The organism is Pyruvatibacter sp. (assembly GCF_040219635.1).
GTDB lineage: Bacteria > Pseudomonadota > Alphaproteobacteria > CGMCC-115125 > CGMCC-115125 > Pyruvatibacter.
Genome location: NZ_JAVJSC010000003.1, coordinates 458,070 through 477,774 on the forward strand (window position 1 = coordinate 458,070; position 19,705 = coordinate 477,774).

23 protein-coding genes are annotated in these 19,705 nt (G+C 60.5%); 13 read left to right on the plus strand and 10 right to left on the minus strand.

All coding sequences use genetic code 11. The annotated features are described in order from the left end of the window. Positions 1-65: 65 nt before the first annotated feature. Positions 66-257, minus strand: a complete 192-nt coding sequence (locus RIB87_RS05555; RefSeq protein WP_350144378.1) for a hypothetical protein — start codon at positions 255-257, stop codon at positions 66-68. A 65-nt stretch (positions 258-322) separates the two neighbouring features. On the opposite strand from RIB87_RS05555, the gene RIB87_RS05560 reads away from it, so the two are divergent. Further along, a complete protein-coding gene (locus RIB87_RS05560) occupies positions 323-475 on the plus strand; it encodes a hypothetical protein (RefSeq protein WP_350144380.1) in 153 nt (50 codons plus the stop codon). Here RIB87_RS05560 and RIB87_RS05565 read toward each other — a convergent pair. After that, entirely contained in the window at positions 472-1,011 is a 540-nt protein-coding gene (locus RIB87_RS05565) for a DUF2141 domain-containing protein (protein ID WP_350144382.1), read from the minus strand. The two genes, RIB87_RS05560 and RIB87_RS05565, sit on opposite strands and share 4 nt — an antisense overlap. Positions 1,012-1,202: 191 nt before the next feature. On the opposite strand from RIB87_RS05565, the gene RIB87_RS05570 reads away from it, so the two are divergent. Further along, the gene (locus RIB87_RS05570) at positions 1,203-1,871 is read left to right on the plus strand and encodes an RNA methyltransferase (protein WP_350144384.1); all 669 of its coding nucleotides are present in this window, start codon (positions 1,203-1,205) and stop codon (positions 1,869-1,871) included. Here RIB87_RS05570 and RIB87_RS05575 read toward each other — a convergent pair. Continuing rightward, positions 1,771-2,517 (minus strand): ChrR family anti-sigma-E factor, encoded by a 747-nt coding sequence (locus RIB87_RS05575; RefSeq protein ID WP_350144386.1) that lies wholly within the window; start codon positions 2,515-2,517, stop codon positions 1,771-1,773. The genes RIB87_RS05570 and RIB87_RS05575 overlap by 101 nt on opposite strands. A 3-nt stretch (positions 2,518-2,520) precedes the next feature. Further along, complete coding sequence (locus RIB87_RS05580) at positions 2,521-3,114, minus strand: sigma-70 family RNA polymerase sigma factor (RefSeq protein WP_350144388.1); 594 nt, start codon at positions 3,112-3,114, stop codon at positions 2,521-2,523. Between the two features lie 252 nt (positions 3,115-3,366). Between RIB87_RS05580 and RIB87_RS05585 the strand changes: the two genes are divergently transcribed. The 4 genes from RIB87_RS05585 (at position 3,367) to RIB87_RS05600 (ending at position 8,420) form a co-directional block, all read left to right on the plus strand. Beyond that, positions 3,367-3,912: an invasion associated locus B family protein gene (locus RIB87_RS05585; RefSeq protein WP_350144390.1), complete on the plus strand. Its 546-nt coding sequence runs from the start codon at positions 3,367-3,369 to the stop codon at positions 3,910-3,912. A 17-nt stretch (positions 3,913-3,929) separates the two neighbouring features. Beyond that, on the plus strand, positions 3,930-5,138 hold the full coding sequence (gene rlmN / locus RIB87_RS05590; RefSeq protein ID WP_350144392.1) for a dual-specificity RNA methyltransferase RlmN: 1,209 nt from the start codon (positions 3,930-3,932) through the stop codon (positions 5,136-5,138). 110 nt (positions 5,139-5,248) lie between these two features. Beyond that, positions 5,249-6,976: a tryptophan halogenase family protein gene (locus RIB87_RS05595; RefSeq protein ID WP_350144394.1), complete on the plus strand. Its 1,728-nt coding sequence runs from the start codon at positions 5,249-5,251 to the stop codon at positions 6,974-6,976. 127 nt (positions 6,977-7,103) lie between these two features. Continuing rightward, positions 7,104-8,420 (plus strand): DUF3422 family protein, encoded by a 1,317-nt coding sequence (locus RIB87_RS05600; protein WP_350144396.1) that lies wholly within the window; start codon positions 7,104-7,106, stop codon positions 8,418-8,420. Between the two features lie 6 nt (positions 8,421-8,426). Here the strand turns inward: RIB87_RS05600 and RIB87_RS05605 are convergent, their stop codons facing one another. Next, the gene (locus RIB87_RS05605; RefSeq protein ID WP_350144398.1) at positions 8,427-8,846 is read right to left on the minus strand and encodes a VOC family protein; all 420 of its coding nucleotides are present in this window, start codon (positions 8,844-8,846) and stop codon (positions 8,427-8,429) included. A 91-nt stretch (positions 8,847-8,937) separates the two neighbouring features. Here RIB87_RS05605 and RIB87_RS05610 point away from each other — a divergent pair, with 91 nt between their 5' ends. Continuing rightward, positions 8,938-9,522 (plus strand): TetR family C-terminal domain-containing protein, encoded by a 585-nt coding sequence (locus tag RIB87_RS05610; RefSeq protein WP_350144400.1) that lies wholly within the window; start codon positions 8,938-8,940, stop codon positions 9,520-9,522. Between the two features lie 13 nt (positions 9,523-9,535). Here RIB87_RS05610 and RIB87_RS05615 read toward each other — a convergent pair whose 3' ends face one another. After that, positions 9,536-10,462: a LysR family transcriptional regulator gene (locus RIB87_RS05615; protein ID WP_350144402.1), complete on the minus strand. Its 927-nt coding sequence runs from the start codon at positions 10,460-10,462 to the stop codon at positions 9,536-9,538. A 136-nt stretch (positions 10,463-10,598) separates the two neighbouring features. Here RIB87_RS05615 and RIB87_RS05620 point away from each other — a divergent pair, with 136 nt between their 5' ends. The 4 genes from RIB87_RS05620 to RIB87_RS05635 all read left to right on the plus strand — a co-directional run bounded on the left by RIB87_RS05620 (position 10,599) and on the right by RIB87_RS05635 (position 13,922). Then, positions 10,599-11,060, plus strand: a complete 462-nt coding sequence (locus tag RIB87_RS05620) for an MAPEG family protein (RefSeq protein ID WP_350144404.1) — start codon at positions 10,599-10,601, stop codon at positions 11,058-11,060. Between the two features lie 95 nt (positions 11,061-11,155). Continuing rightward, positions 11,156-12,379: an argininosuccinate synthase gene (locus RIB87_RS05625; protein ID WP_350144406.1), complete on the plus strand. Its 1,224-nt coding sequence runs from the start codon at positions 11,156-11,158 to the stop codon at positions 12,377-12,379. Between the two features lie 5 nt (positions 12,380-12,384). Beyond that, on the plus strand, positions 12,385-12,915 hold the full coding sequence (ppa, locus tag RIB87_RS05630; RefSeq protein WP_350144408.1) for an inorganic diphosphatase: 531 nt from the start codon (positions 12,385-12,387) through the stop codon (positions 12,913-12,915). A gap of 14 nt (positions 12,916-12,929) precedes the next feature. Beyond that, positions 12,930-13,922 carry a saccharopine dehydrogenase family protein gene (locus tag RIB87_RS05635; RefSeq protein WP_350144410.1) on the plus strand — a complete coding sequence of 331 codons (993 nt, stop codon included), beginning with the start codon at positions 12,930-12,932 and terminating at the stop codon, positions 13,920-13,922. 12 nt (positions 13,923-13,934) lie between these two features. Here RIB87_RS05635 and RIB87_RS05640 read toward each other — a convergent pair whose 3' ends face one another. The 4 genes from RIB87_RS05640 to RIB87_RS05655 all read right to left on the minus strand — a co-directional run bounded on the left by RIB87_RS05640 (position 13,935) and on the right by RIB87_RS05655 (position 17,749). Continuing rightward, positions 13,935-15,413, minus strand: coding sequence for a serine hydrolase domain-containing protein (locus RIB87_RS05640; RefSeq protein ID WP_350144412.1), 1,479 nt, complete (start codon positions 15,411-15,413; stop codon positions 13,935-13,937). A 71-nt stretch (positions 15,414-15,484) separates the two neighbouring features. Continuing rightward, positions 15,485-16,513, minus strand: coding sequence for an aldo/keto reductase (locus RIB87_RS05645; protein ID WP_350144414.1), 1,029 nt, complete (start codon positions 16,511-16,513; stop codon positions 15,485-15,487). Between the two features lie 36 nt (positions 16,514-16,549). Continuing rightward, the gene (gene folD, locus RIB87_RS05650; RefSeq protein WP_350144416.1) at positions 16,550-17,443 is read right to left on the minus strand and encodes a bifunctional methylenetetrahydrofolate dehydrogenase/methenyltetrahydrofolate cyclohydrolase FolD; all 894 of its coding nucleotides are present in this window, start codon (positions 17,441-17,443) and stop codon (positions 16,550-16,552) included. 12 nt (positions 17,444-17,455) lie between these two features. After that, positions 17,456-17,749 (minus strand): YggT family protein, encoded by a 294-nt coding sequence (locus RIB87_RS05655; RefSeq protein WP_350144418.1) that lies wholly within the window; start codon positions 17,747-17,749, stop codon positions 17,456-17,458. A gap of 206 nt (positions 17,750-17,955) precedes the next feature. Here RIB87_RS05655 and RIB87_RS05660 point away from each other — a divergent pair, with 206 nt between their 5' ends. Together RIB87_RS05660 and RIB87_RS05665 are read left to right on the plus strand one after the other, a co-directional pair. Beyond that, positions 17,956-18,630 (plus strand): hypothetical protein, encoded by a 675-nt coding sequence (locus RIB87_RS05660; RefSeq protein WP_350144420.1) that lies wholly within the window; start codon positions 17,956-17,958, stop codon positions 18,628-18,630. Next, on the plus strand, positions 18,627-19,703 hold the full coding sequence (locus RIB87_RS05665) for a glutathione S-transferase family protein (protein WP_350144422.1): 1,077 nt from the start codon (positions 18,627-18,629) through the stop codon (positions 19,701-19,703). Before RIB87_RS05660 ends, RIB87_RS05665 begins: the two co-directional genes overlap by 4 nt. Positions 19,704-19,705: the final 2 nt, after the last annotated feature.

A 19,705-nucleotide genomic window follows, 5' to 3' on the forward strand; every position in this document is an offset into this window, starting at 1 on the left:
AAGGCAGAAGGCAAAAATGCAGCATAAGCGGATTGCAGGCCGCCAAGGCTGAGCCGGTCAGGAGGTCAGGCTTCGCGGATCATGTCAATCAGCCCGATACCGACAGGCCCGGCAATGTGACTGTCAGGCTTGGTATCCGCGCGATGCTTCTGGCACGGGCCGGAACATGACCTGAACCCGTCATGCGGATGGGTTTCAAGGATGTGCATCAGCGATTTGTGCGCAAGCTCTTCCAGCCGCATCCCGAACAGATCCATGCCCGTCCCGAAATGCAGCAGGGAACAACCAAACAGAAAAGGCCGTACACGGATTTGTTGAAGATATGGACGAGGTGCTGACGACCTGCATCAAAGGCCATGCACCTGCCATGAAAGCTGATGACATCCGTACGCTGGCACAACTGGCAGGCGGTATGCTCATCAACATTGCCACCTCGGCGACGCTGATAGCAGATGCTGTGCCAAAATCCGGCTAGGATCCCGCCGGACGTCCGCCACCCAGATAGCGCAGGATGATGCGGATCTCGTCATCGCCGTCGCTGTTCATGAAGGCGGCATCCGCGAACGCTGGGGCCGAAAGCACGGGCAGCGCGTCATTTGAGAAACCCAAAGGCTCCAGCGGAACGCCCAAAAAGCCGCGATCAAGTTCGGCGTTGCCGTTGAGGTCATGATAGGCGACCACCGCATAGCGACCTGCGGACAGGCTTTCAAACGTCACCTCAGGCGTACCGTCCTCACCGACCTCGACTTTGGCCTGCGCATCCTCAACGCGCAAAAAGCTGCCCGCCGAGGCATACAGATTGACACGCACGGTACCCGTACCCGGTTCGGTACCGTCAATGACTACCCGCAGCGTGCCGGTTTCAGAAACGGCCACACGCGGTGGCGCAACCACATCGGCTGAGGCACCGGCAATGCCCGCCAACGCGATCAGGAGCACCGCTGCGGGAAAAACAGTCAGCCACCGGATCGACAGGCAAGCAGAGATCTTTGCCGCTTTACCTCGTGGCAAGCCCATATCCGTCATTAACGCGTCCGATCCTCAAGCCCGGCATCATAAAGGGTCGCCCGGCAGTAGCCCTTGCGCCAATATGGGGCATAAAGTGGTTATTCACAGTGCACATCGCCGTGAGGCGGATGTGAAGCCAATTCCGCGCCGAGCGTTAACGTCGGCATTTTTTTACAGGCCATACCAAAGAGCATATGAGCGGCAATATCACCACAACCAGGCCCCGCGGCTACTTCGCCATCGGTGCCGAACGCATCTCAAAGCCCGGAAATTTGGGTAATCTCGTGCGCTCGGCCCACGCTTTTGGGGCCAGTTTCTTTTTCACGGTGGATGCTCATTACAGGCTCAGGGGCGCACAATCCGACACCTCGAAGGCAGGCGAGCACATTCCCTATTATGGTTGGGAGAGCATCGACGACATGCAGATGCCCGGCGGCTGCGAGCTTGTAGGCATTGAACTTCTGGACGAGGCGGTTGACCTGCCCTCATTCCACCACCCCAAACGAGCGGCCTACGTGCTGGGGCCCGAAGCAGGCTCACTATCGCCTGAAATGCGCGACCGCTGCACCAGTTTCGTCCGGATACCGACGGCTTTTTGCGTCAACATTGCCATGGCCGGAGCCATTGTCATGTATGACCGTATCAAGACGCTGGGCAACTATCCGCCACGCCCGGTCTCATCCATCGGTATGCCTGAAACCGGCAACGCACCGGATGAAGCCTACGCCGCCAGCTATGCAGCCAGCCGCATGAAAACGCCTGCTAGTGAGCAGCGCCCCCCGTCCCACCAGCCCCCCCGGACACAGAGAGAGCGCGCTGCACGAGTCCGAGCGCCCCGGTCAGCTGCAAGGGAGCGTCCGTGATAGCCAGCGCGAAACATACAGCGTCTTTTTCCGCGACCGGCCGGTGCGTGACATCTGGCGACGCCACGGAAATATCACCCGGCCCATAGCGGTCATGCCCGTCAGCAAAGGCCCCCGTGAGAACCAGCGTCACTTCCTGACCCTTGTGGGTGTGAGTGGGCACGCCTTTACCCGGCTCAATCCGGTATAGCTTCACCTCGCCCACACTCGCGCCATCCGCGGCCACCGGGCGGGCAAAGCCCAGATCAAGCGCCCGCACACCAGGTGTCACAAACGACCATTTGGCATTGCCGGCGAGTTGCGCCTGCGCACGGTCGCGCACCTCTGCGGGAAGCAAAGCAAGGTCGGGGTCGTGAACCTGCGCGCCTGTCTCCTGAGGTGTGTCGTCAAGCATCGCCAGAACGCTCTCCAGCGCACCCGCCCCCAGGGCAACCGGCTGCGCATCCGCCAAAACAGTACCACCGACCTCGGTCATCATGTCCACAATGCCGCGCGATGCAGGACACAGATCCAGATGCGCCGCCACCATCAGCGCCGTTGCCTCATCCAGTGTGCCGGTGACGTAGTCCATCAGCACTTCCTCACCAAAGCGGCGGACGGGCGCGTCATCGGTAATGGCTGTCAAATCTGTGTGCTCTGATGTCATCACTCAGACAGTTCCTTCGAGGCCTGTTTTCAGTTTGCGAAACGCAAGCCGTAATCTGGATTTGACGGTGCCCAGAGGCAAGTTTTGTTTTTCCGCGATCTCGCTGTGCGACCAGCCTTTGAAGAACGCAAGCTTTATGAGTTCTGCCTGTTCATCGGGAAGGGTCTCAAGCGCCGCGCGCACTTTCACTTCGCGCTCCCCGGCGGCAACGGCGTCATCCGGTTGCTCGGCTTCTGAGGGTAAAAGCAGCGGGTCTTCGGGGTCATAGTTGGGAAACTTCTCGCGCCGCAGCACATCAATACGCCGGTTGCGCGCAATGGTGTAAAGCCACGTGGAGACCGATGATTGCCGCCGGTCAAACTGCCCGGCCTTGCGCCACAGGGTAATCATCACCTCCTGCGCCAATTCCTCAGCCAGTGCCTCCCCCGCGCCCAGCTTCATCAAATAGCCTTTGAGGCGCGGCGCAAAATAATCAAACAGGGTGGCAAACGCCGCCTTGTCCTGCCGCGCGGCCACAGCCTCCATGCAATCCGCCATGGCCTCGCGGTCATAGCTGGTTGAGCGCACTGTTGCCCGATCTGGTGTTGGCGGTGCCACGGCCTGCGTTTTCCATTTCCCTCAAGGGTGCCCGCGACACGAAAACGCCACGTTCCCTTTGCACATTTGCGCCATTCAACGCCACACACCCCGCCAACGCAACGCCACACACGCCGGTTTTAGTGTCGCATCAAACAGCGCCGGTTTTTGCACTCTGGCCTTCGTACAGGTGACATTCAGCGCTGAACAGCGATATGAAGGGGGCACATGGCCCTTCACACGACCTGCCAGCTTAAAAGGATCCTGCCGCGCATGACCCGCCCCGCATATTTGACCACCCTCAACAACCTGATCGCAGCGCTGTTTGCAGCACTCCTTATGCTGCCGGCGACAGCCGCATTTGCCGCAGACCCCGTGCCCCTTGGCACGTTCACAGACTGGCGGGCCTTTAAAGTGACCGCAGGCACCAACACAATCTGCTATGCCCTGAGCAGCCCTCAGGACACTGAACCCAAAAATGTGCGGCGTGGGCCGATTTACGTCATGGTCGCTAACTGGCCGGGCCGCAACGTCAAAAACGAGTTCAGCGTGGTATCGGGCTACCCCTACCGCAAGGACTCAACTGCCACCGCCAATGTGGACGGCACCAACTTCACCATGTTTACCCAGAACGACGCCAACAATGATGGCGGCGCATGGGTGCAGGACCGCGCCGGTGAAGCACGCCTTATTGCCGCAATGAAGCGTGGCAACGCGCTGCGGATTACCGGCACGTCAGGCCGAGGCACCCTCACCAACGACCGCTACTCGCTGTCAGGCGTGACGGCGGCCATCAAAGCCATCGACGACGCCTGCTGACCCCTGCAAACCACCCCATGACGCAACCGCTCGACATCGCCCGCGCCAACCCCAACGCCCCTGCTATTGTAGGCGGCGTGGTGTCTGCGCCTGCGCGTGCATCGCTTATCGGCCTGTCACGCCCGGCACTTGCCGCCGCCTTGCAGGGCGCAGGTGTTGGCGAGCGCGAAAGCCGGATGCGCGCGAGCCAGATTTTCAACTGGCTGTATGTGCGCGGCGCTACATCGTTTGACGAGATGACCAACATCTCAAAGGCGATGCGCGCCACGCTGGACACCCACTTCACACTCAGTCGCCTCGATATCGTCAGCGAACAGATTTCCACCGACGGTACCCGCAAATGGTTGCTGCGCCTCGCCGACGGCAACGAGGTGGAGACGGTGTTCATTCCCGAACCCGGTCGCGGCACGCTGTGTGTCTCCTCCCAGGTCGGCTGCACGCTCACCTGCACGTTCTGCCACACCGGCACCCAGCGCCTGGTGCGCAACCTGACTGCCGGCGAGATTGTGGCCCAGGTGCTGATCGCCCGAGACAGTCTGGACGAGTGGCCGCAGGTCAACGCACCGGCAACCGATACCCGCCGCACCCTCACCAACGTGGTGATGATGGGCATGGGCGAGCCGCTGTATAATTTTGACGCTGTGCGTGATGCGCTTGATGTTGTGTCGGACGGCGACGGCCTGTCCATTTCCAAACGCCGCATCACGCTCTCAACTTCCGGCATTGTGCCGGAGATAGAACGCTGCGGCGCTGAAATGGGTGTCATGCTTGCCATCTCGCTGCATGGCGTGCGCGATGAGGTGCGCGATGAGCTGGTGCCCATCAACAAGAAATATCCGATTGCGGAGCTTCTGCGTGCCTGCCGCCACTACCCCGGCCTATCCAACGCCCGCCGCATCACATTCGAATATGTGATGCTCAAGGGCGTGAACGACAGCAATCAGGATGCCAAGGAACTGGTGCGGCTGCTCAAGGGCATTCCCGCCAAAATCAACCTGATCCCGTTCAACCCGTGGCCCGGCACCCGATATGAGTGCTCCGACTGGGACCGGATCGAGGCATTCGCTGATATCGTCAACAAGGCAGGCTACGCCAGCCCCGTGCGCACCCCGCGCGGCCGCGATATTCTCGCCGCCTGCGGCCAGCTCAAATCAGAGAGCGAAAAAGAACGCGCCTCCGTCCGCATGGCCCGGCTGAGGGCCGAAAATCAGGACGCACCCATCTAGGTCAGGACATTCCTTGGTCGAGACGGGCCCTGGTCGAGACAGTCCTTGGCCATTGGCCCCTGCGCGCCTAAAGTCCCCACACAGCCTACGGCTAATTGGGGAGAACAACCGTGGCAGACCCTATCAAGCACATCACGATTGTGGGCGGCGGAACGGCAGGCTGGCTGACGGCCAATCTGCTGTCGGCATTTTTCGGCATCCAGAAAAACGGCGCGCCGGACCAGATGCGGATTTCGCTCATCGAAAGCCCCAACATTCCAACCGTGGGTGTAGGCGAGGCCACCGTGCCGTCGATGTCGCGGGCGTTGCAGCAGACCGGCATTTCCGAGACCGACTTTTTCAAGACCTGCAATGCGTCGTTCAAGCTGGGCGTTGATTTCGCCAACTGGAATGTGGATGCCGACGGCAAACCCTTCAGCTACATCAATCCGTTCAACACCGGCAGCCTCGTCGGCGGTCTGGACCCCGGCTATTACTACAGCCGCTTTGGCGCGGGCGGGGCCAGCTTTGTTCAAACCATTTCTCCCGCTGAAGACCTGGGCCGCGCCCGCAAGGGCCCGCGCGCGCTTGGCTCCAAGCCGTTCGCCCAACCGGTGAGTTACGCCTACCACCTGGACGCCAGCCTGTTTGCCAGGATGCTGCAGGGTATTTGCGTCGGGCGCGGTGTCGAGCATATCCGTGACGACATGGTAAGTGTTGAGCGCGCCGACGACGGCAACATCGCAGCCGTCAATCTGAAGGAAAAAGGCCGCGTGCCCGTTGAGCTGGTCATCGACTGCACAGGCTTTCGCGGCCTCATCATCAACGGCGAACTCGACGAGCCTTTTATCTCCTACGCCAACCACCTGGCCAACGACCGCGCCATGGCGGTGCAGATCCCCCACCCGGACCTGGACGACAATGGTGCACCCAAGAGCATTGAGCCGGTCACCCGCTCAACAGCGCTGGGCGCAGGCTGGAGCTGGCGTGTGCCGCTGTATAACCGCATCGGCACGGGCTACGTCTATTCATCTGCCCACCGCACCGACGACGAAGCGCGCGACGAGTTTCTGGCGCTGCTGGGCGATGGGGCCAAGGGGGCAGAACCCCGCGTGATCCCCATGCGGGTGGGCCGCACGCGCAATTCATGGGTAAAAAACTGCATCGCTGTTGGCCTGTCAGGCGGCTTCATTGAACCGCTGGAATCAACCGCCATCTACATGATTGAAATGGCGGTGCGCTGGCTCATCGCCTACTTCCCCGACAAGACGTACCCGGACAGTTTGCGCAACCGCTACAATGAGGTGGCCGGCGGGCTGTATGATGAAGTGCGTGATTTCATCTGCCTGCATTACGCACTGGGCAACCGCACCGACAGCCAATACTGGATTGACGCCCGCGAGGAACTGCAAGTGCCTGACAGTCTGGCTGAAAATCTGGAGCTGTGGAAACACACCATCCCCTGCGTCACCGACCTGAAGTCAGCGCATCTTTTTTCCCACGAGGTCTATACCGCCGTGCTGCTGGGCAAGCGCGTGTATTCCATGCGCGACGACTGGAACGCAGGCACGAGCCTCACCCTCAGCCGCAACGGCTGGCGCCAGCACGTCAAGACGCAGCGCCAGAAGGTCAGCCAGTTTGTGGGGTCCATGCCGGACCACGTGGCCCTGCTGCGTGAGTTGCGCGGTGAAGACACGCCACAACGACTGGCCCCCGCAAAACCGGCATCGCGCATGGCGCAGGGCACCGTTCCTCTGCCTGGCCTCGGCGGCCCGATGGCTCCCGTCATCAGGCAACCGATAAAGCCCGCAGCAGCAGCCCCCGCAACTCTGAACACGGACGACGGCAACCTGCTTTAGGGCCACCCTTTAGCCAGCCACTTGCGCGAATTGTCGTCAGGCCTATGATCCCGCGCTTTCTTGTTGCGGCGCACAATTCGCGTGCCGATGAGTAGCGGAGTATTCTGCCTTGCCGGGCCTCAAACCCATGAACGCCCACCCTTTGCGTGAGGCGCTGAACAACGAAGTCCATTCGCGCCCGTCGGCAGATGCTCACGCGCCCATGATGGTGACGCAGATTGCCGTCATCACCGGCGAGACCGACGCTGCCACCGAACGCGACCTGCTGCGCGAACTTGCAGCACAGATGGATGCAGACATCCCGCAAACCTTCGGCAACCACCTGACCATTGATCTGGGCACCAACGGCAACTGCGTGCATCTGGTATGGGAGCGCCACACTGAGTTTTCCACCTACGCGTTTTCACAGGCCTGCCCGGATGCCCTCACGCACGCCTCGCTGGGCACAGCGTTTGAAACACCGCCGCTGGCCGCCGTGCCCGAAAGCTGGCGGTCAAAAATCCCCGGCGAGGTTCTGGTCGGCATAAACCTGCTGGCGCTGACCGCCACTGCAAACGATATTGAAGCGCGGCTGCCGGAAGTTTTTGGCACCAACAAATGCGTTGGCGCGGGCATGTCCGGCGGACGCGCCGGGGCATGGACCGACTTTCATCTGCATACGGATGGGTTGAGTCGCATGGTTGTGGCCAATACAACCCTGCGCCCCGGACGCCTTGGCCGCCTGATCCAGCGCCTTCTGGATGTTGAGACCTACCGCATGATGGCGCTGATGTCTTTTCCGCTGGCGCGCGACATCACCCCTGAACTCGGCACGATCGAAACCGAACTGTCCGTGCTGGCTGCACAGACCGCCAGCATTCAAAGCCTCGAAGACGAGCAACGCCTGCTCAATCGTCTGTCAGCGTTGGCCGCCCGCGCCGAAGACCTTGCCGCGCGCACCCACTATCGGTTTTCAGCAGCCCGCGCGTACCACCAACTCGTCGAGCGCCGCATCAGCGAGCTGGACGAAGTGAAGCGCGAAGGCCTTCAACAAATCGGCACTTTCATGGACCGTCGCCTCGGCCCCGCCATGCGCACCTGCACCGCAGTGGCCGACCGGCTGGAAGCACTGTCGGCGCGCATCGCCCGCGCCTCTGCCCTGCTCAACACCCGCGTTGAACTGGCGCTGCAGGAGCAAAACCAGAAACTGCTGATGTCCATGGAGCGCCGCGCCCGCCTGCAGGTGCGCCTGCAGGAAACCGTGGAGGGGCTGTCAGCGGTCGCCATCACCTATTACCTGGTGGGCCTCATCGCTTACGTGCTCAAGGCGCTAGAAAAAGCCGGCCAGCCGGTGAACCCGACGCTTGCCACCGGCGTGCTCGCCCCGTTTGTGCTGGCGGGCGCATATCTGGCCGTGCGCCAGATCCGCAAACGGGTGACACGAGGCAGGCATACTGACGGTTGAGTATCACTACCCAGGCAGAGCATCCGGCGCATACTGCGCCGCAAACGCGCCACTGGGTGCAATCAGCTTGATGACATCCACCAGATTGCCGTCGGGGTCACTCATGATGAAATGCCGCTGGCCAAAATCCTCGTCCCGCATCGCCTGCAAAATCGGCGTGCCTGCTTGCTGCATCCTTTCATAGATCCCATCCACATCATCTGTTTCAAAGTTGAGCAGACGCGGCGCAGCAACGCCCCGGTGACCTTCGGGCATTGTCTCATGACCTTCCACGATGATCGCCACATTCCCACCTGCTCCAGCCGTGAGGTGGACATACCAATCAGCCTCGAACGCCGTCTCCAGGGCAAACGTGTCGCGATAAAAGGCCGCGAGACCCGCCACGTCCTTCGTGGCGATGACGGGATACAGGCTTGAAATGGTCATGATGCAACCTCCTGAACAAACTGTTTCGCAAACAGACAATCTGTCTGTTTTTCCGATATACAAACAGTCAGACTGTTTGTAAAGTTGTTTCATGGCCACCAACGAACAACGCACGGCAAAAACACGTGCCGCTCTCATAAAAGCTGCCCGCGCGGAGTTTGCCGCCCACGGCTATGCGGACGCGGCGACAACCGACATTGTGGCGCGCGCCGGTGCCACCCGCGGTGCGCTGTACCACCATTTTGCCGACAAGCTGGCGTTGTTCGACGCGGTCGTTGAAGCCGAGGATGCGCGCCTGGCAGCGATGATCGACAGCGACACACAAAACAGCGACGACGCCTATCAGGGCCTTGTCCACGGCATCGGCGTCTATCTGGACGCCGCCACAGCACCTGCCACCCGCCGCATCCTCATGCTCGATGGCCCTTCAGCGCTGGGGTGGAAACGCTGGCGTGAAATCCAGTCGCACCATTCCCTGCGCACCCTGCATGAGGGCCTTGAAGCCGCCAACGCTCAAGGTGCACTGAAAATCGCAAGCGTACCCGCAGCCGCATCGTTGTTCGCCGCCGCACTCGACGAAGCCGTGCATTACATCGCCGAGGCAGAAGACCAAAAGATAGCCCGCAAGCAGGCACACGCCGCAGCACTCGCCATGCTCAACGGACTGCGACCCTGAACGGGCGGCACCATCAAGCAGCCTTCGTCTCGCCGCCGATCACCGGCGCACGCTCCTTCAGGGCAGCCGACATATGATCCATGAAGGCGCGCACACGGGCCGTTTTGCGCAGGTCCATATGGGTCAGCAGCCAGATGTCGTAGGCATACTCCGTATGCGACGCAACAATCCGTACAAGGTCATGGTCTGCGTCAGCCGCACAGCAGGCCAGCCTGGCAATGCCGCCGCCTGAGCGGGCAAGCGCCATCAGCTGGACAGGGTCATTGGTGGTGAGAGTGTGGCGCAGGCCCGGCAGCTTTTGCGTGAACCATGCTTCGTCCCACAGATTGTCGGGGCGGCCCACATAGCCAAGCACCGGTGGCGATGAGGCGAGATATGCAGCCTCAGACCCCGCCGCCTCAACAGCTGAGCGCGCCGCATATAGCCCGAACGCTGCACGGCAGAAGCGTTGGCCCACCAACGTCTCCGGCGGCTGCTCGGTGGCACGGATCACGACATCCGCCTCCCGCCGGTCCAGATCAGCCGACGCATATGTGCTGGACACCTCAATGGCCAGATCAGGATACGCCGCCGCAAACGCTGTAATGGCGGGCGCAAGAACATAGGTCCCCAGCAGCGGTGTGACCGACACCCGCAAAGTGCCTGACAGTGACAGGTCGCGCCCGGCCACTTTCAGCACGACAGCCGCAGCGACTTCGTCCATCTGCCCTGCACTTGCCGCCAGCTCCTCCCCCGCCGCCGTCAACTCCACTGCCCCTGAGGCTGGCCGATCAAACAGCCTCACATTGAGTTGCTTTTCAAGCTGACCCAGCCGACGCGACAACGTGGCATGGCCAAGCCCCAAAGAGATGGCCGCCTTGCGCAGACTGCCGGAACGCGCCACCGCAAGTACCAGCCGAAGATCATCCCAATCCGGGCTGATGGTTCTTTTTTGAACCATAATGGTTCTCTTTTCTTGCCTTATGGACTGATTATGAAACGCTTACATCGGTGGTCCAGGCCGGTCCATCAACCGCGCTTTGGCTGAAAAACGAACAAAAACCCCACGCGGACACCAAAATCGAGGACAACACATCATGGACGCCACTTTTGCTTTTCCGGTTATTGCAGCAGCTCTTGCGGGCTTTTTGCTGCTCATGCAGCAAATTTTCATGTTGGCGGCAGGCACGCGGCGCGGCGGCACGGGCCAGGGCGTGGGCGTAGCCGGCGACGTGCAGCTTGAGCGGCTCGTCCGCCGCCATGGCAACCTTGCCGAAAACGCTGCGATCTTCATCGCCACCCTGGCGCTGCTGGAACTGCTGATCGGCTCCGGCACCACAGTGTTGATATTTGCTGCCGTTTTTCTTGTGGCCCGCCTGTCCCATGCCGTGGGCTTCAGCACCCTGCGCGGCTCTCACGGCAAAATAGATGGCCAGAAAGTGCCTGGCTCGGCGCTGTTCGTGGCGCTGCGGGCCGGTGGCGCAACGCTCACCGCCCTAAGCGGCATCGCTCTTGGCGGCTATCTGCTGTTCCTCACCATTGGCAGCCTGCCGCTTTAGACCGCGAGCCACAACGAGGCCTTTGACAAACGCGCCAAGACGCGCAAAACCCCGCGCTGGACACTTTTTCTGTCACGCGCGGGGCAAAACCAAAAATGAGCGTTACCGATGTAAAGAAGGTGGTGCTCGCCTATTCCGGCGGGCTCGACACCTCCATCATGCTGAAATGGCTGAAGGAAACCTACGACTGCGAGGTCGTGACCTTCACCGCCGATCTGGGCCAGGGCGAGGAACTGGAACCGGCCCGCAAAAAGGCCGAGATGGCCGGCATCAAGGACATCTACATCGAGGATCTGCGCGAGGACTTCGTGGCGGACTATGTGTTCCCCATGATGCGCGCCAACGCGCTCTATGAGGGCCTGTATCTGCTCGGCACATCCATCGCCCGGCCATTGATTGCCAAACGCCAGATTGAAATTGCCCGCGAAACCGGCGCTGACGCCGTGTGCCATGGCGCCACCGGCAAGGGCAACGACCAGGTGCGGTTTGAGCTGGCGTATTATGCCCTGCAGCCGGACATCAAGGTGATCGCCCCGTGGCGCGACTGGGAACTCAAGTCCCGTGAAGCACTGATCAACTTTGCCGAAAAGCACCAGATCCCCATCGCCAAGGACAAGCGTGGCGAAGCGCCGTTCTCGGTGGATGCCAACCTGCTGCACACATCGTCCGAAGGTAAAGCGCTGGAAGACCCCGCCATCGAAGCGCCGGAATATGTCTATCAGCGTACAGTGTCGCCCGAGGCTGCCCCCGACACACCGACCTATATCGAGATCGGCTTTGAGAAAGGCGATCCCGTCTCCATCAATGGCGTGGCCATGTCACCGGCCACCTTGCTGACCGAACTCAACACATATGGCCACGACAACGGTATCGGGCGGCTGGACCTGGTGGAAAACCGCTTCGTCGGCATGAAGAGCCGCGGCATTTATGAGACCCCCGGCGGCACCATTATGCTGATGGCACACCGTGGTATCGAACAGATCACACTCGACCGGGGTGCTGCCCACCTCAAAGACGAGCTGATGCCCAAATATGCCGAGCTTGTGTATTTCGGCATGTGGTTTTCACCCGAACGCGAAATGCTTCAGGCACTGATCGACAAGAGCCAGGAGCATGTGACAGGCACCGTCCGCCTCAAACTCTACAAGGGCAACGTTGATGTGGTGGGCCGCTGGTCTGACAGCTCGCTCTACTCCATGGAGCACGTCACCTTTGAAGAAGACGATGTGTACGACCAGAAGGACGCATCCGGCTTCATCAAGATCAACGCCCTGCGCCTTCGCCTGCTGGCAGACCGCAACAACCGGCTCAAAGGCTGACAGCCATGCGTATCGAAGCTCTTTCCATCGGCGAAAATCCGCCGTTTGATGTCAATGTCATTGTCGAGGTGCCCGTTGGTGGTGCGCCGATCAAATATGAGTTCGACAAGCCGTCGGGCGCACTCGTGGTGGACAGGTTTTTGAACGCCTCCATGCGCTACCCGTGCAACTACGGCTTTGTGCCCCACACATTATCGGAAGACGGCGACCCGGTGGATGTGCTGGTAGCAGGCACGCCTGCCGTTGTGCCCGGTGCGGTCATGGCGTGCCGTCCTGTAGGCGTGCTGCTGATGGAGGACGAGGCTGGTATGGACGAGAAGATTGTTGCGGTGCCGCCGTCGCGCCTCAACACCTACTATGACAGCGTTCAGCAGTACACGGACCTTCCCAAAATGCTGCTCGACCAGATTGAGCATTTTTTCAATCACTACAAGGCGCTTGAAAAAGACAAATGGGTGAAGCTCAACGGCTGGGGCGATGCCGACAAGGCCCGCTCACTGATTGCGGATGCCATTGAAAAAGCCAAGAGCGCCTGATGAGGATCACCTGAATGTCCAAGACCATTCTCGTCGCCGGCGGCTACGGTGTTGTTGGCACACACATTGCCCGCCAGCTTCGCCACCTGATGCCCGATGCGCATCTCATCATTGCCGGTCGGTCTCCGGAAAAAGCGGCACCGCTTGTGACAGAGCTTGGCAGCGCTAAATCGCTGGCTATGGATACAGCCTCGCCCGCCGACGCCCTGACAAAAGCAGGCCCAATCGACGCGATTGTTGCAGCATTACAAGACCCGCATGACAAGCTGCTGCAATTTGCCCTGACGAACGGCATTGCTCACCTGAGCATCACCCGCGCCGTGACGGAGATGGCCGGGCTTCTTGCAACCGCCGCTCACACCGGCCTGCGTGCACCGCTGGTGCCCGCCGCCCATTGGCAGGCGGGCATTCTGTCAGTGACCGCACTCGATTTCGCCAATCAGTTTCAATCCGTACACCGCATTTCCATGTCGGCCTTGTTTGACCTGGCAGACCCGATTGGACCGATGACCATCGAAGATGCCGGGCACTTCTTCGGCAAGGCGCTGATTGTGCGCGACAACCAGTGGACCTGGATTGAGCCGGACGCCGAGGCAAAACAGATCACCATCGGCACGCAGACATTTGACGCCAAGCCCATGAGCGTGCTGGACGTGACCAGCCTGCGCGCGGCCACCGGCGCTGCGAATATCGGTTTTTATCTTGGCATGGGCACATCCAGCGGCACCCGCGACGCAGGGGCCGCATCCCACGATATGCTGATAGAGATTGAAGGCACCGATGCATCCGGGACCACCACGACGCGCACGCGTTTGGTGTCCGACCCGCAAGGACAGGCACACCTGACCGCTACCGGCGCGGCACTGGCCACCCGGCGCGCCATCGGCGGTGATGGCAAGCCTGCGCCCGCGCCAGCCATCCACATGCCGGAAACCATTCTGGACGTGCGCGCAACAACAGCGCTCCTGCAATCGGAGTTCGGCATCAAGGTGACCGATACCCCCTAACTCAGCATGGCCCTAAAAAGAAGGCGCAAAGGCCTCGCCCGGCAATGTCCAGTTGGCGGGTTCGCCAAGGCCGCCGAACACATGCGCGCCAAGTTCCTGAACCATCGCCCCGCCCGATTGCGCGTTGGTAAGCACCACCAGCGCCACCTGTTCCCTGGGCTCGACAATCAGCAGGCTCGCATAGCCGGGGTTTATGCCCCACTGCCACAAGGTACGTTGGGTATCCCCGTCACTGAGCACCCGGTCACGGATGCCGATGCCAAGACCCCACGAAATACTTTTTGATACGCCTTTTCCCACATGCACCTGGGGTGTGGTGATGGTGGCCATGTCTGATGGTTCAAGCAGCGTAGGCGACATTATCTCGCGGGCAAACAGCGCTATCTCACCGGCCGTGCCGCGCAGAGAAGACGCAGGATGCACATCTCCCGCAGCGCGCAGAGGGATCGGCACATTTGCAAACAGCAAAGGCACCGCACACAGCAGGCCGAGCACCAGCGCCAGCCGCATCCAGAACCCGCTGCGCTGATCATCTTGGCGCATCACCGTGCCGGGCCGCACAGTACTGAACCCCAACACATGAAACAGCAACCGCCACAGCGTAACGGCGAGTGCGACCACAAGCGCAAAAACAATGGCAATAATGAAAACCGTTGTAGCCAGCCCCAGTCCTACAAGCTCAAGCACCACGACCATGCTGGCGATGCCGCCTGCAAGCAGGGGCAATGTCAGGTGGCCCATCCGCAGACGCGGCTGCTGCAACACCAAACGCACCACCACAAACACCAGCGCCAGGCTGGCGGCAAACATTCCAATGAACGGCAGAGCCACCAGCGCCACGGGCATCCACGCGGCTGTATGACCCGTTGCCATCATGCTCAACTGGTCATCACGTAATGCAAAGCCCGTTTCCTGAATGCCCAGAGGTTCAAACAACCGCGCGCGCGCCACATCCGCAAATGGTTTTTGCTCATGTGCCGTAATTGCATAACCCAAATAGTCAAAACCTTCGCCCGCATAGGCAAACGCCTCGCCCGGTGTCGTAATCAGGGCATGAGAGGAGCGACGCAGATCGTTCGACAGGCCTGACGTATGCGTTAGAATCTGCCGCAGGGTTATGGAAGGCACCCGACCGTCACTGCCCGGCTCAAGCCAAGGCGGCTCAAGGCCCAGCCCGATGTCAGTGTCCAGCCGCAGCTTGCCCGCCGCCACAAGCTGCATTGCCACATGCGCCGCCACCGGCTTGGAGAGCGACGCCGCCTCAAACAGCGTATCCGGCGTCACCGGCGCGCGGCCAATAACGTTGCGGATGCCAAAACCGCGTTCATAGATGAGCCTGCCGCCACGCATCAAAGCAACCTGCGCGCCGGGCACACTGTTGTGTTCCATCAGGCGCGGCACGAAGGCATCAAGCGCCTGAGCGATTTCAGCGTCGTCCCACGTCAACATGCCTGTGTCAGCACGCACTGCGGGTAGGAATGCAATACTCAAGGCCACCCACACGCCAACCGCGACCGCAAACCGGCACCATATAAAGCCCATATATGTTGCCAGTCCGCGCATCAGCCGTTGAGGCCATCAAGTGGAAACTCTTCAAGCGGCATACGGGGCTTTTGGAAATTGAGCCGTAGCGCATCAATGCGCGCGCGCACATCGTCTTCCAAAGGCCCACGCGCCTCAGCCTCAACGAGCTGCGTAAGTTCATCACGATTTTTGACGCCGAGTATCACGCAATCAACCCCTTCCATGCTCAATGCATAGCGGTGCGCAACAACGGCGGGGTCTTCGCCCATCTCAGCGCACAACTGCCGGAACGGTTCAGCCCTCGCGTAGTCCGTTACCTGCTCATTGTCAGCGGGCAGCGCCCGGTCAATGGCCGATGTAAGCGCACCTGCCTGCACAGCACGAATACCAAGCACGCCCACGCCGTTATTATGCGCTGTGCGGATGATGTTGCGCGGCTCGGCGGGCTCTTCATAGCGGCGCATGTCGCCTGCTGAATCCATCAGGTTTGCCACCGCCTGCACAATGCCGGGCTTCACGTCATGGCGCAGCGCATCCATGATCGACCGTGGCAGCCCCGTTCCGGTAATACCCCACGCTCCAATCAGCCCGCGCTCAACGAACGACTGCATCGCAGGCACAACATAGTCCGTATAAAGAGAATAACGCGTGGCCCACTTATCCTGCGTATCAGCATTCCTGGCGTACACATAGTCGTCAGGACAGATGTTGGAATGCAGCACGAAAATATCTGCGTGCTGTACTTTCATCATGTCGAGCGAACGCACCAGTTTGCGTTCGAGTTCGGATGCCACTTTATCGGCGGGGGGCGACCCAAGCTGGCATTTTGTGGTGAGCCGCACACCTTCCGGCACTGAACCGCCAAAGGCCTCGGCAATGACAGTTTCCGCTTCGCCGCGACCATACATCGGCGCCATATCGAGCAGTGTAATGCCCGCATCCACCGCCGCATGAACCGTGGCAACAGCTTCGGCGCGCGTTGTCTCGCCCCATATCTGTCCCAGCCCGCCGCCGCCAAGGGCAAATGCGCTGACCGGCCACAAAGAGCCAAGCTGCCGTGTTTGCATTCCGCGCGTGCTCCTCAGACCTGCATGGTGGTGGGATTACTCAACCGGGTCGGCAAGCCCGGCCTGCCGATGGGCTGCAATCAACGTGTTGCGCATCAGGCAGGCAACCGTCATCAGCCCGACACCGCCGGGCACCGGCGTAATGGCCCCGGCAATCTGGCTGGCCGCAGCAAAATCAACATCGCCGACCAGCCGGGTTTTGCCTTCACCCTTTTCAGGGGCCGGAATGCGGTTGATGCCCACATCAATCACAATGGCACCTGGCTTCACCCAGTCGCCCTGAACAAAGTTGGGCTTGCCGATGGCGGCCACCAGAATGTCAGCCGCGCGCGCCTCGGCCCGCAAATCCCTGGTACGCGAATGCGCCATGGTGACGGTACAGTTTTCGCGCAGCAGCAACTGCGCCACCGGCTTGCCCACCAGATTGGAGCGCCCGATCACCAGCGCCTTGAGCCCCGACAGATCTTCGCGCACGCCCTTGAGCATCAGATACGCGCCATAGGGCGTGCAGGGCACCATCGCATCCAGCCCGCTGGCCAGACGCCCGGCGTTGAGCGGATGCAGCCCGTCCACATCCTTGAGCGGATCAATTGCATCAATCACCGCTTGTTGAGAAATCTGCGCGGGCACCGGAAACTGCACAAGAATACCGCTCACCTGCGGGTCGGCATTAAGCGTTTCGACCAGCGCCAGAAGCGTCTCCTGAGACGTATCGTCGGGCAGCCTGTGCTCAATGGAACGAATGCCAACTTCCTCGCAGGCCCGCCCCTTGGCCCGCACATATACCTGGCTGGCCGGGTCTGCACCGACCAGCACAACAGCCAGTGCAGGCGTGATGCTGCGCGATGCCCCAAGCGCTGCCACACCCTCAGCCACTTTGGCCTTCACGCGGGCCGCATAGGTTTTGCCGTCAATCAGCGTGGCGGGCATCAGCGGCGCACCTTAGTAGAGCGAGGGTTGCAGCACATACAGCACGATGATCCGCTGCAGCGCGTAGATCGCAATCAGCGCCACCAGCGGCGACAGATCAAGACCGCCCATGGTGGGCAAAAAATTACGGATCGGCTGGTAGATCGGCTCGGTCAGTCGATAGAACATGTCGGCAATCTGCGCCACGAACCGGTTGCGCGTATCAATCACGTTGAACGCAATCAGCCAGCTCAAAATGACGCCAATGATGACGATCCACCAGGCAAGGTTGAGAATAAGAAGGGCGACTTCGGCAATAACCTGCATGTGCGTGTCCGAAATTGAGGAAGGGACGATGTGAAATCAGCAATGCTCAGGTGTACTTGCGCCGCCGGACTGACGCAAGCGAACCGGCACTATTAGGCTGCCCCGCAATGCCCCATAGACAATTGACACCTATAGTGCCAATTATTAGCTCCACCACACACCATGTGATGCACTAACATGCGAAAACCAACAGGGGAGATCAGGACATGAGGCGGGCAAGCGCTGGCATCTGGATTTGGGGCACGGCTGTTGCTTTGGCCGTGGTCTTTACGGCCTGGTATCACAACTGGCGCGGACCACTCACCGCTGCCCAGGTTGAAGCATACACAGAGCAACTCGCAGCCCGCACCGATATTACCCCGCAAAACCTGCAGGCAATACGCACGTTCATGCAAGACGACGACGGTAAAGAGTTCTGGATGCTGAATGTCATAAAGCTCCACGACAGCGCGCAACCCCACCCGGAGACAGGCGAGCCAACAGACCCCGCCGACCTGCTGACCGTCTACTCCAGCGCCTTTATCGGCCGCCTCCTGCTGAGCGCCGGGCACCCGGTTTTTGTTGCCGACAAAACCGGCCCCTATGTCGATACCTTCGGGACCAGCGCCACGCCGCAATGGCACTTTGTGTCCATGGTCCGTTATCGCTCCCGCCGCGACCTCATGGAAGCTGCAACCTATGAAGGGTTTCCCGGCGTGCATCTCTACAAGACCGCCGCTATGCAGCGTACATTCAATTTCCCCACACAAGCCCGGCTTTCAACTTTTGCGGGGCCTGCATACGCCGTTCCGTTCCTCATCCTTTTTGCAGCCGCTCTCACGCATCTTGTGGTGATGATCCGTCGCACGCGCCGCGCCACCCCCACGGAGCAGAACAGATGATGACAGTCTTTGGCATTTCCATTTCGTACTATACGGGCAAACTTGAAGCCTATCTGCGCTACAAGGCCATTCCCTACAAAATGGATCATCCGTATGCCGATCAGCCCCGCATCAGGAAACTGGCTGGGGCCATCCAGGTCCCCCTTGTTGAACTGGATGACGGACGATGGCTGTCGGATTCAACGCCCATCATCGCCTATCTGGAAAGCATCCATCCCGAAAAGCCGGTAATGCCGCAAAACCCGGCACTGCGCTTCATCGCCCTGCTCATTGAGGACTATGCGGATGAATGGCTGTGGCGCAGCGCCATGCACTACCGGTGGAGTTACGACCACGACAGCGCGCTGCAATCGCGCGTGTTGGCGGATGAACTGACAACCCATATCCCGGCACCGCGTTTTATGCGCCGGTGGATGATCAAGCGCCGCCAGATCACCCGCTTTGTGAAAAACGATGGCGTGACCCGCGACACATGGGACCATGTGGAAGCGGGTTTCTTCAACGCCATGCGCGCCATGTCGGCGATGCTTGCAACGCGGCCCTTTCTGCTTGGGTCATCCCCCTCCATTGCCGACATCGGCATGATGGGGCCGATGCTGCGCCACTTCGCAACGGACCCGACACCCGCCGCCATCATGCGCAACGACTGGCCCCATATTGCCGAATGGGTGGCGCGCACCTGGAATGCTGCTGCAACAGTCCATGAAACGGCTCTCCTCGATGCCGTTCCCGACGACGCCGCAGCCATGCTGCGCGAGATCGCTGAAACATACATGGTGCAACAACGCGAAAACGCTCTGGCCTTTGCAGACGGCAAAAAGCGTTTTGCCATGACGGTGCAGGGCTGTGCCTACAAAAATATGCCGGTGTCGCGCTACCGCGTCTATTGCCTTGAGCGACTGCGCGAAGAGTTTGCAGGCTTAAGCGACGATCACCAGCAACAAATACGCACGCTGCTGTCGCAACCCGAATACGCACTACTGTGGGACGGCGACGTGCCCGCCACATCAGGCCACGACGTGGATCGCGCTACCCCCTTCGCCAGGGGCATCAACGTGTATGACTTTGGCTGAAG

Excerpts from the sequence above, each read along its gene's own strand:
- RIB87_RS05615 (WP_350144402.1), bottom strand. The coding sequence starts at position 10,462 with ATGGTTCAAAAAAGAACCATCAGCCCGGATTGGGATGATCTTCGGCTG.
- RIB87_RS05600 (WP_350144396.1), top strand. The coding sequence starts at position 7,104 with ATGAACGCCCACCCTTTGCGTGAGGCGCTGAACAACGAAGTCCATTCG.
- RIB87_RS05635 (WP_350144410.1), top strand. The coding sequence starts at position 12,930 with ATGTCCAAGACCATTCTCGTCGCCGGCGGCTACGGTGTTGTTGGCACA.
- RIB87_RS05570 (WP_350144384.1), top strand. The coding sequence starts at position 1,203 with ATGAGCGGCAATATCACCACAACCAGGCCCCGCGGCTACTTCGCCATC.
- ppa (WP_350144408.1), top strand. The coding sequence starts at position 12,385 with ATGCGTATCGAAGCTCTTTCCATCGGCGAAAATCCGCCGTTTGATGTC.
- rlmN (WP_350144392.1), top strand. The coding sequence starts at position 3,930 with ATGACGCAACCGCTCGACATCGCCCGCGCCAACCCCAACGCCCCTGCT.
- RIB87_RS05655 (WP_350144418.1), bottom strand. The coding sequence starts at position 17,749 with ATGCAGGTTATTGCCGAAGTCGCCCTTCTTATTCTCAACCTTGCCTGG.
- folD (WP_350144416.1), bottom strand. The coding sequence starts at position 17,443 with ATGCCCGCCACGCTGATTGACGGCAAAACCTATGCGGCCCGCGTGAAG.
- RIB87_RS05645 (WP_350144414.1), bottom strand. The coding sequence starts at position 16,513 with ATGCAAACACGGCAGCTTGGCTCTTTGTGGCCGGTCAGCGCATTTGCC.
- RIB87_RS05610 (WP_350144400.1), top strand. The coding sequence starts at position 8,938 with ATGGCCACCAACGAACAACGCACGGCAAAAACACGTGCCGCTCTCATA.
- RIB87_RS05660 (WP_350144420.1), top strand. The coding sequence starts at position 17,956 with ATGAGGCGGGCAAGCGCTGGCATCTGGATTTGGGGCACGGCTGTTGCT.
- RIB87_RS05555 (WP_350144378.1), bottom strand. The coding sequence starts at position 257 with ATGGATCTGTTCGGGATGCGGCTGGAAGAGCTTGCGCACAAATCGCTG.
- RIB87_RS05605 (WP_350144398.1), bottom strand. The coding sequence starts at position 8,846 with ATGACCATTTCAAGCCTGTATCCCGTCATCGCCACGAAGGACGTGGCG.
- RIB87_RS05625 (WP_350144406.1), top strand. The coding sequence starts at position 11,156 with ATGAGCGTTACCGATGTAAAGAAGGTGGTGCTCGCCTATTCCGGCGGG.
- RIB87_RS05585 (WP_350144390.1), top strand. The coding sequence starts at position 3,367 with ATGACCCGCCCCGCATATTTGACCACCCTCAACAACCTGATCGCAGCG.
- RIB87_RS05575 (WP_350144386.1), bottom strand. The coding sequence starts at position 2,517 with ATGACATCAGAGCACACAGATTTGACAGCCATTACCGATGACGCGCCC.
- RIB87_RS05620 (WP_350144404.1), top strand. The coding sequence starts at position 10,599 with ATGGACGCCACTTTTGCTTTTCCGGTTATTGCAGCAGCTCTTGCGGGC.
- RIB87_RS05560 (WP_350144380.1), top strand. The coding sequence starts at position 323 with ATGGACGAGGTGCTGACGACCTGCATCAAAGGCCATGCACCTGCCATG.
- RIB87_RS05665 (WP_350144422.1), top strand. The coding sequence starts at position 18,627 with ATGATGACAGTCTTTGGCATTTCCATTTCGTACTATACGGGCAAACTT.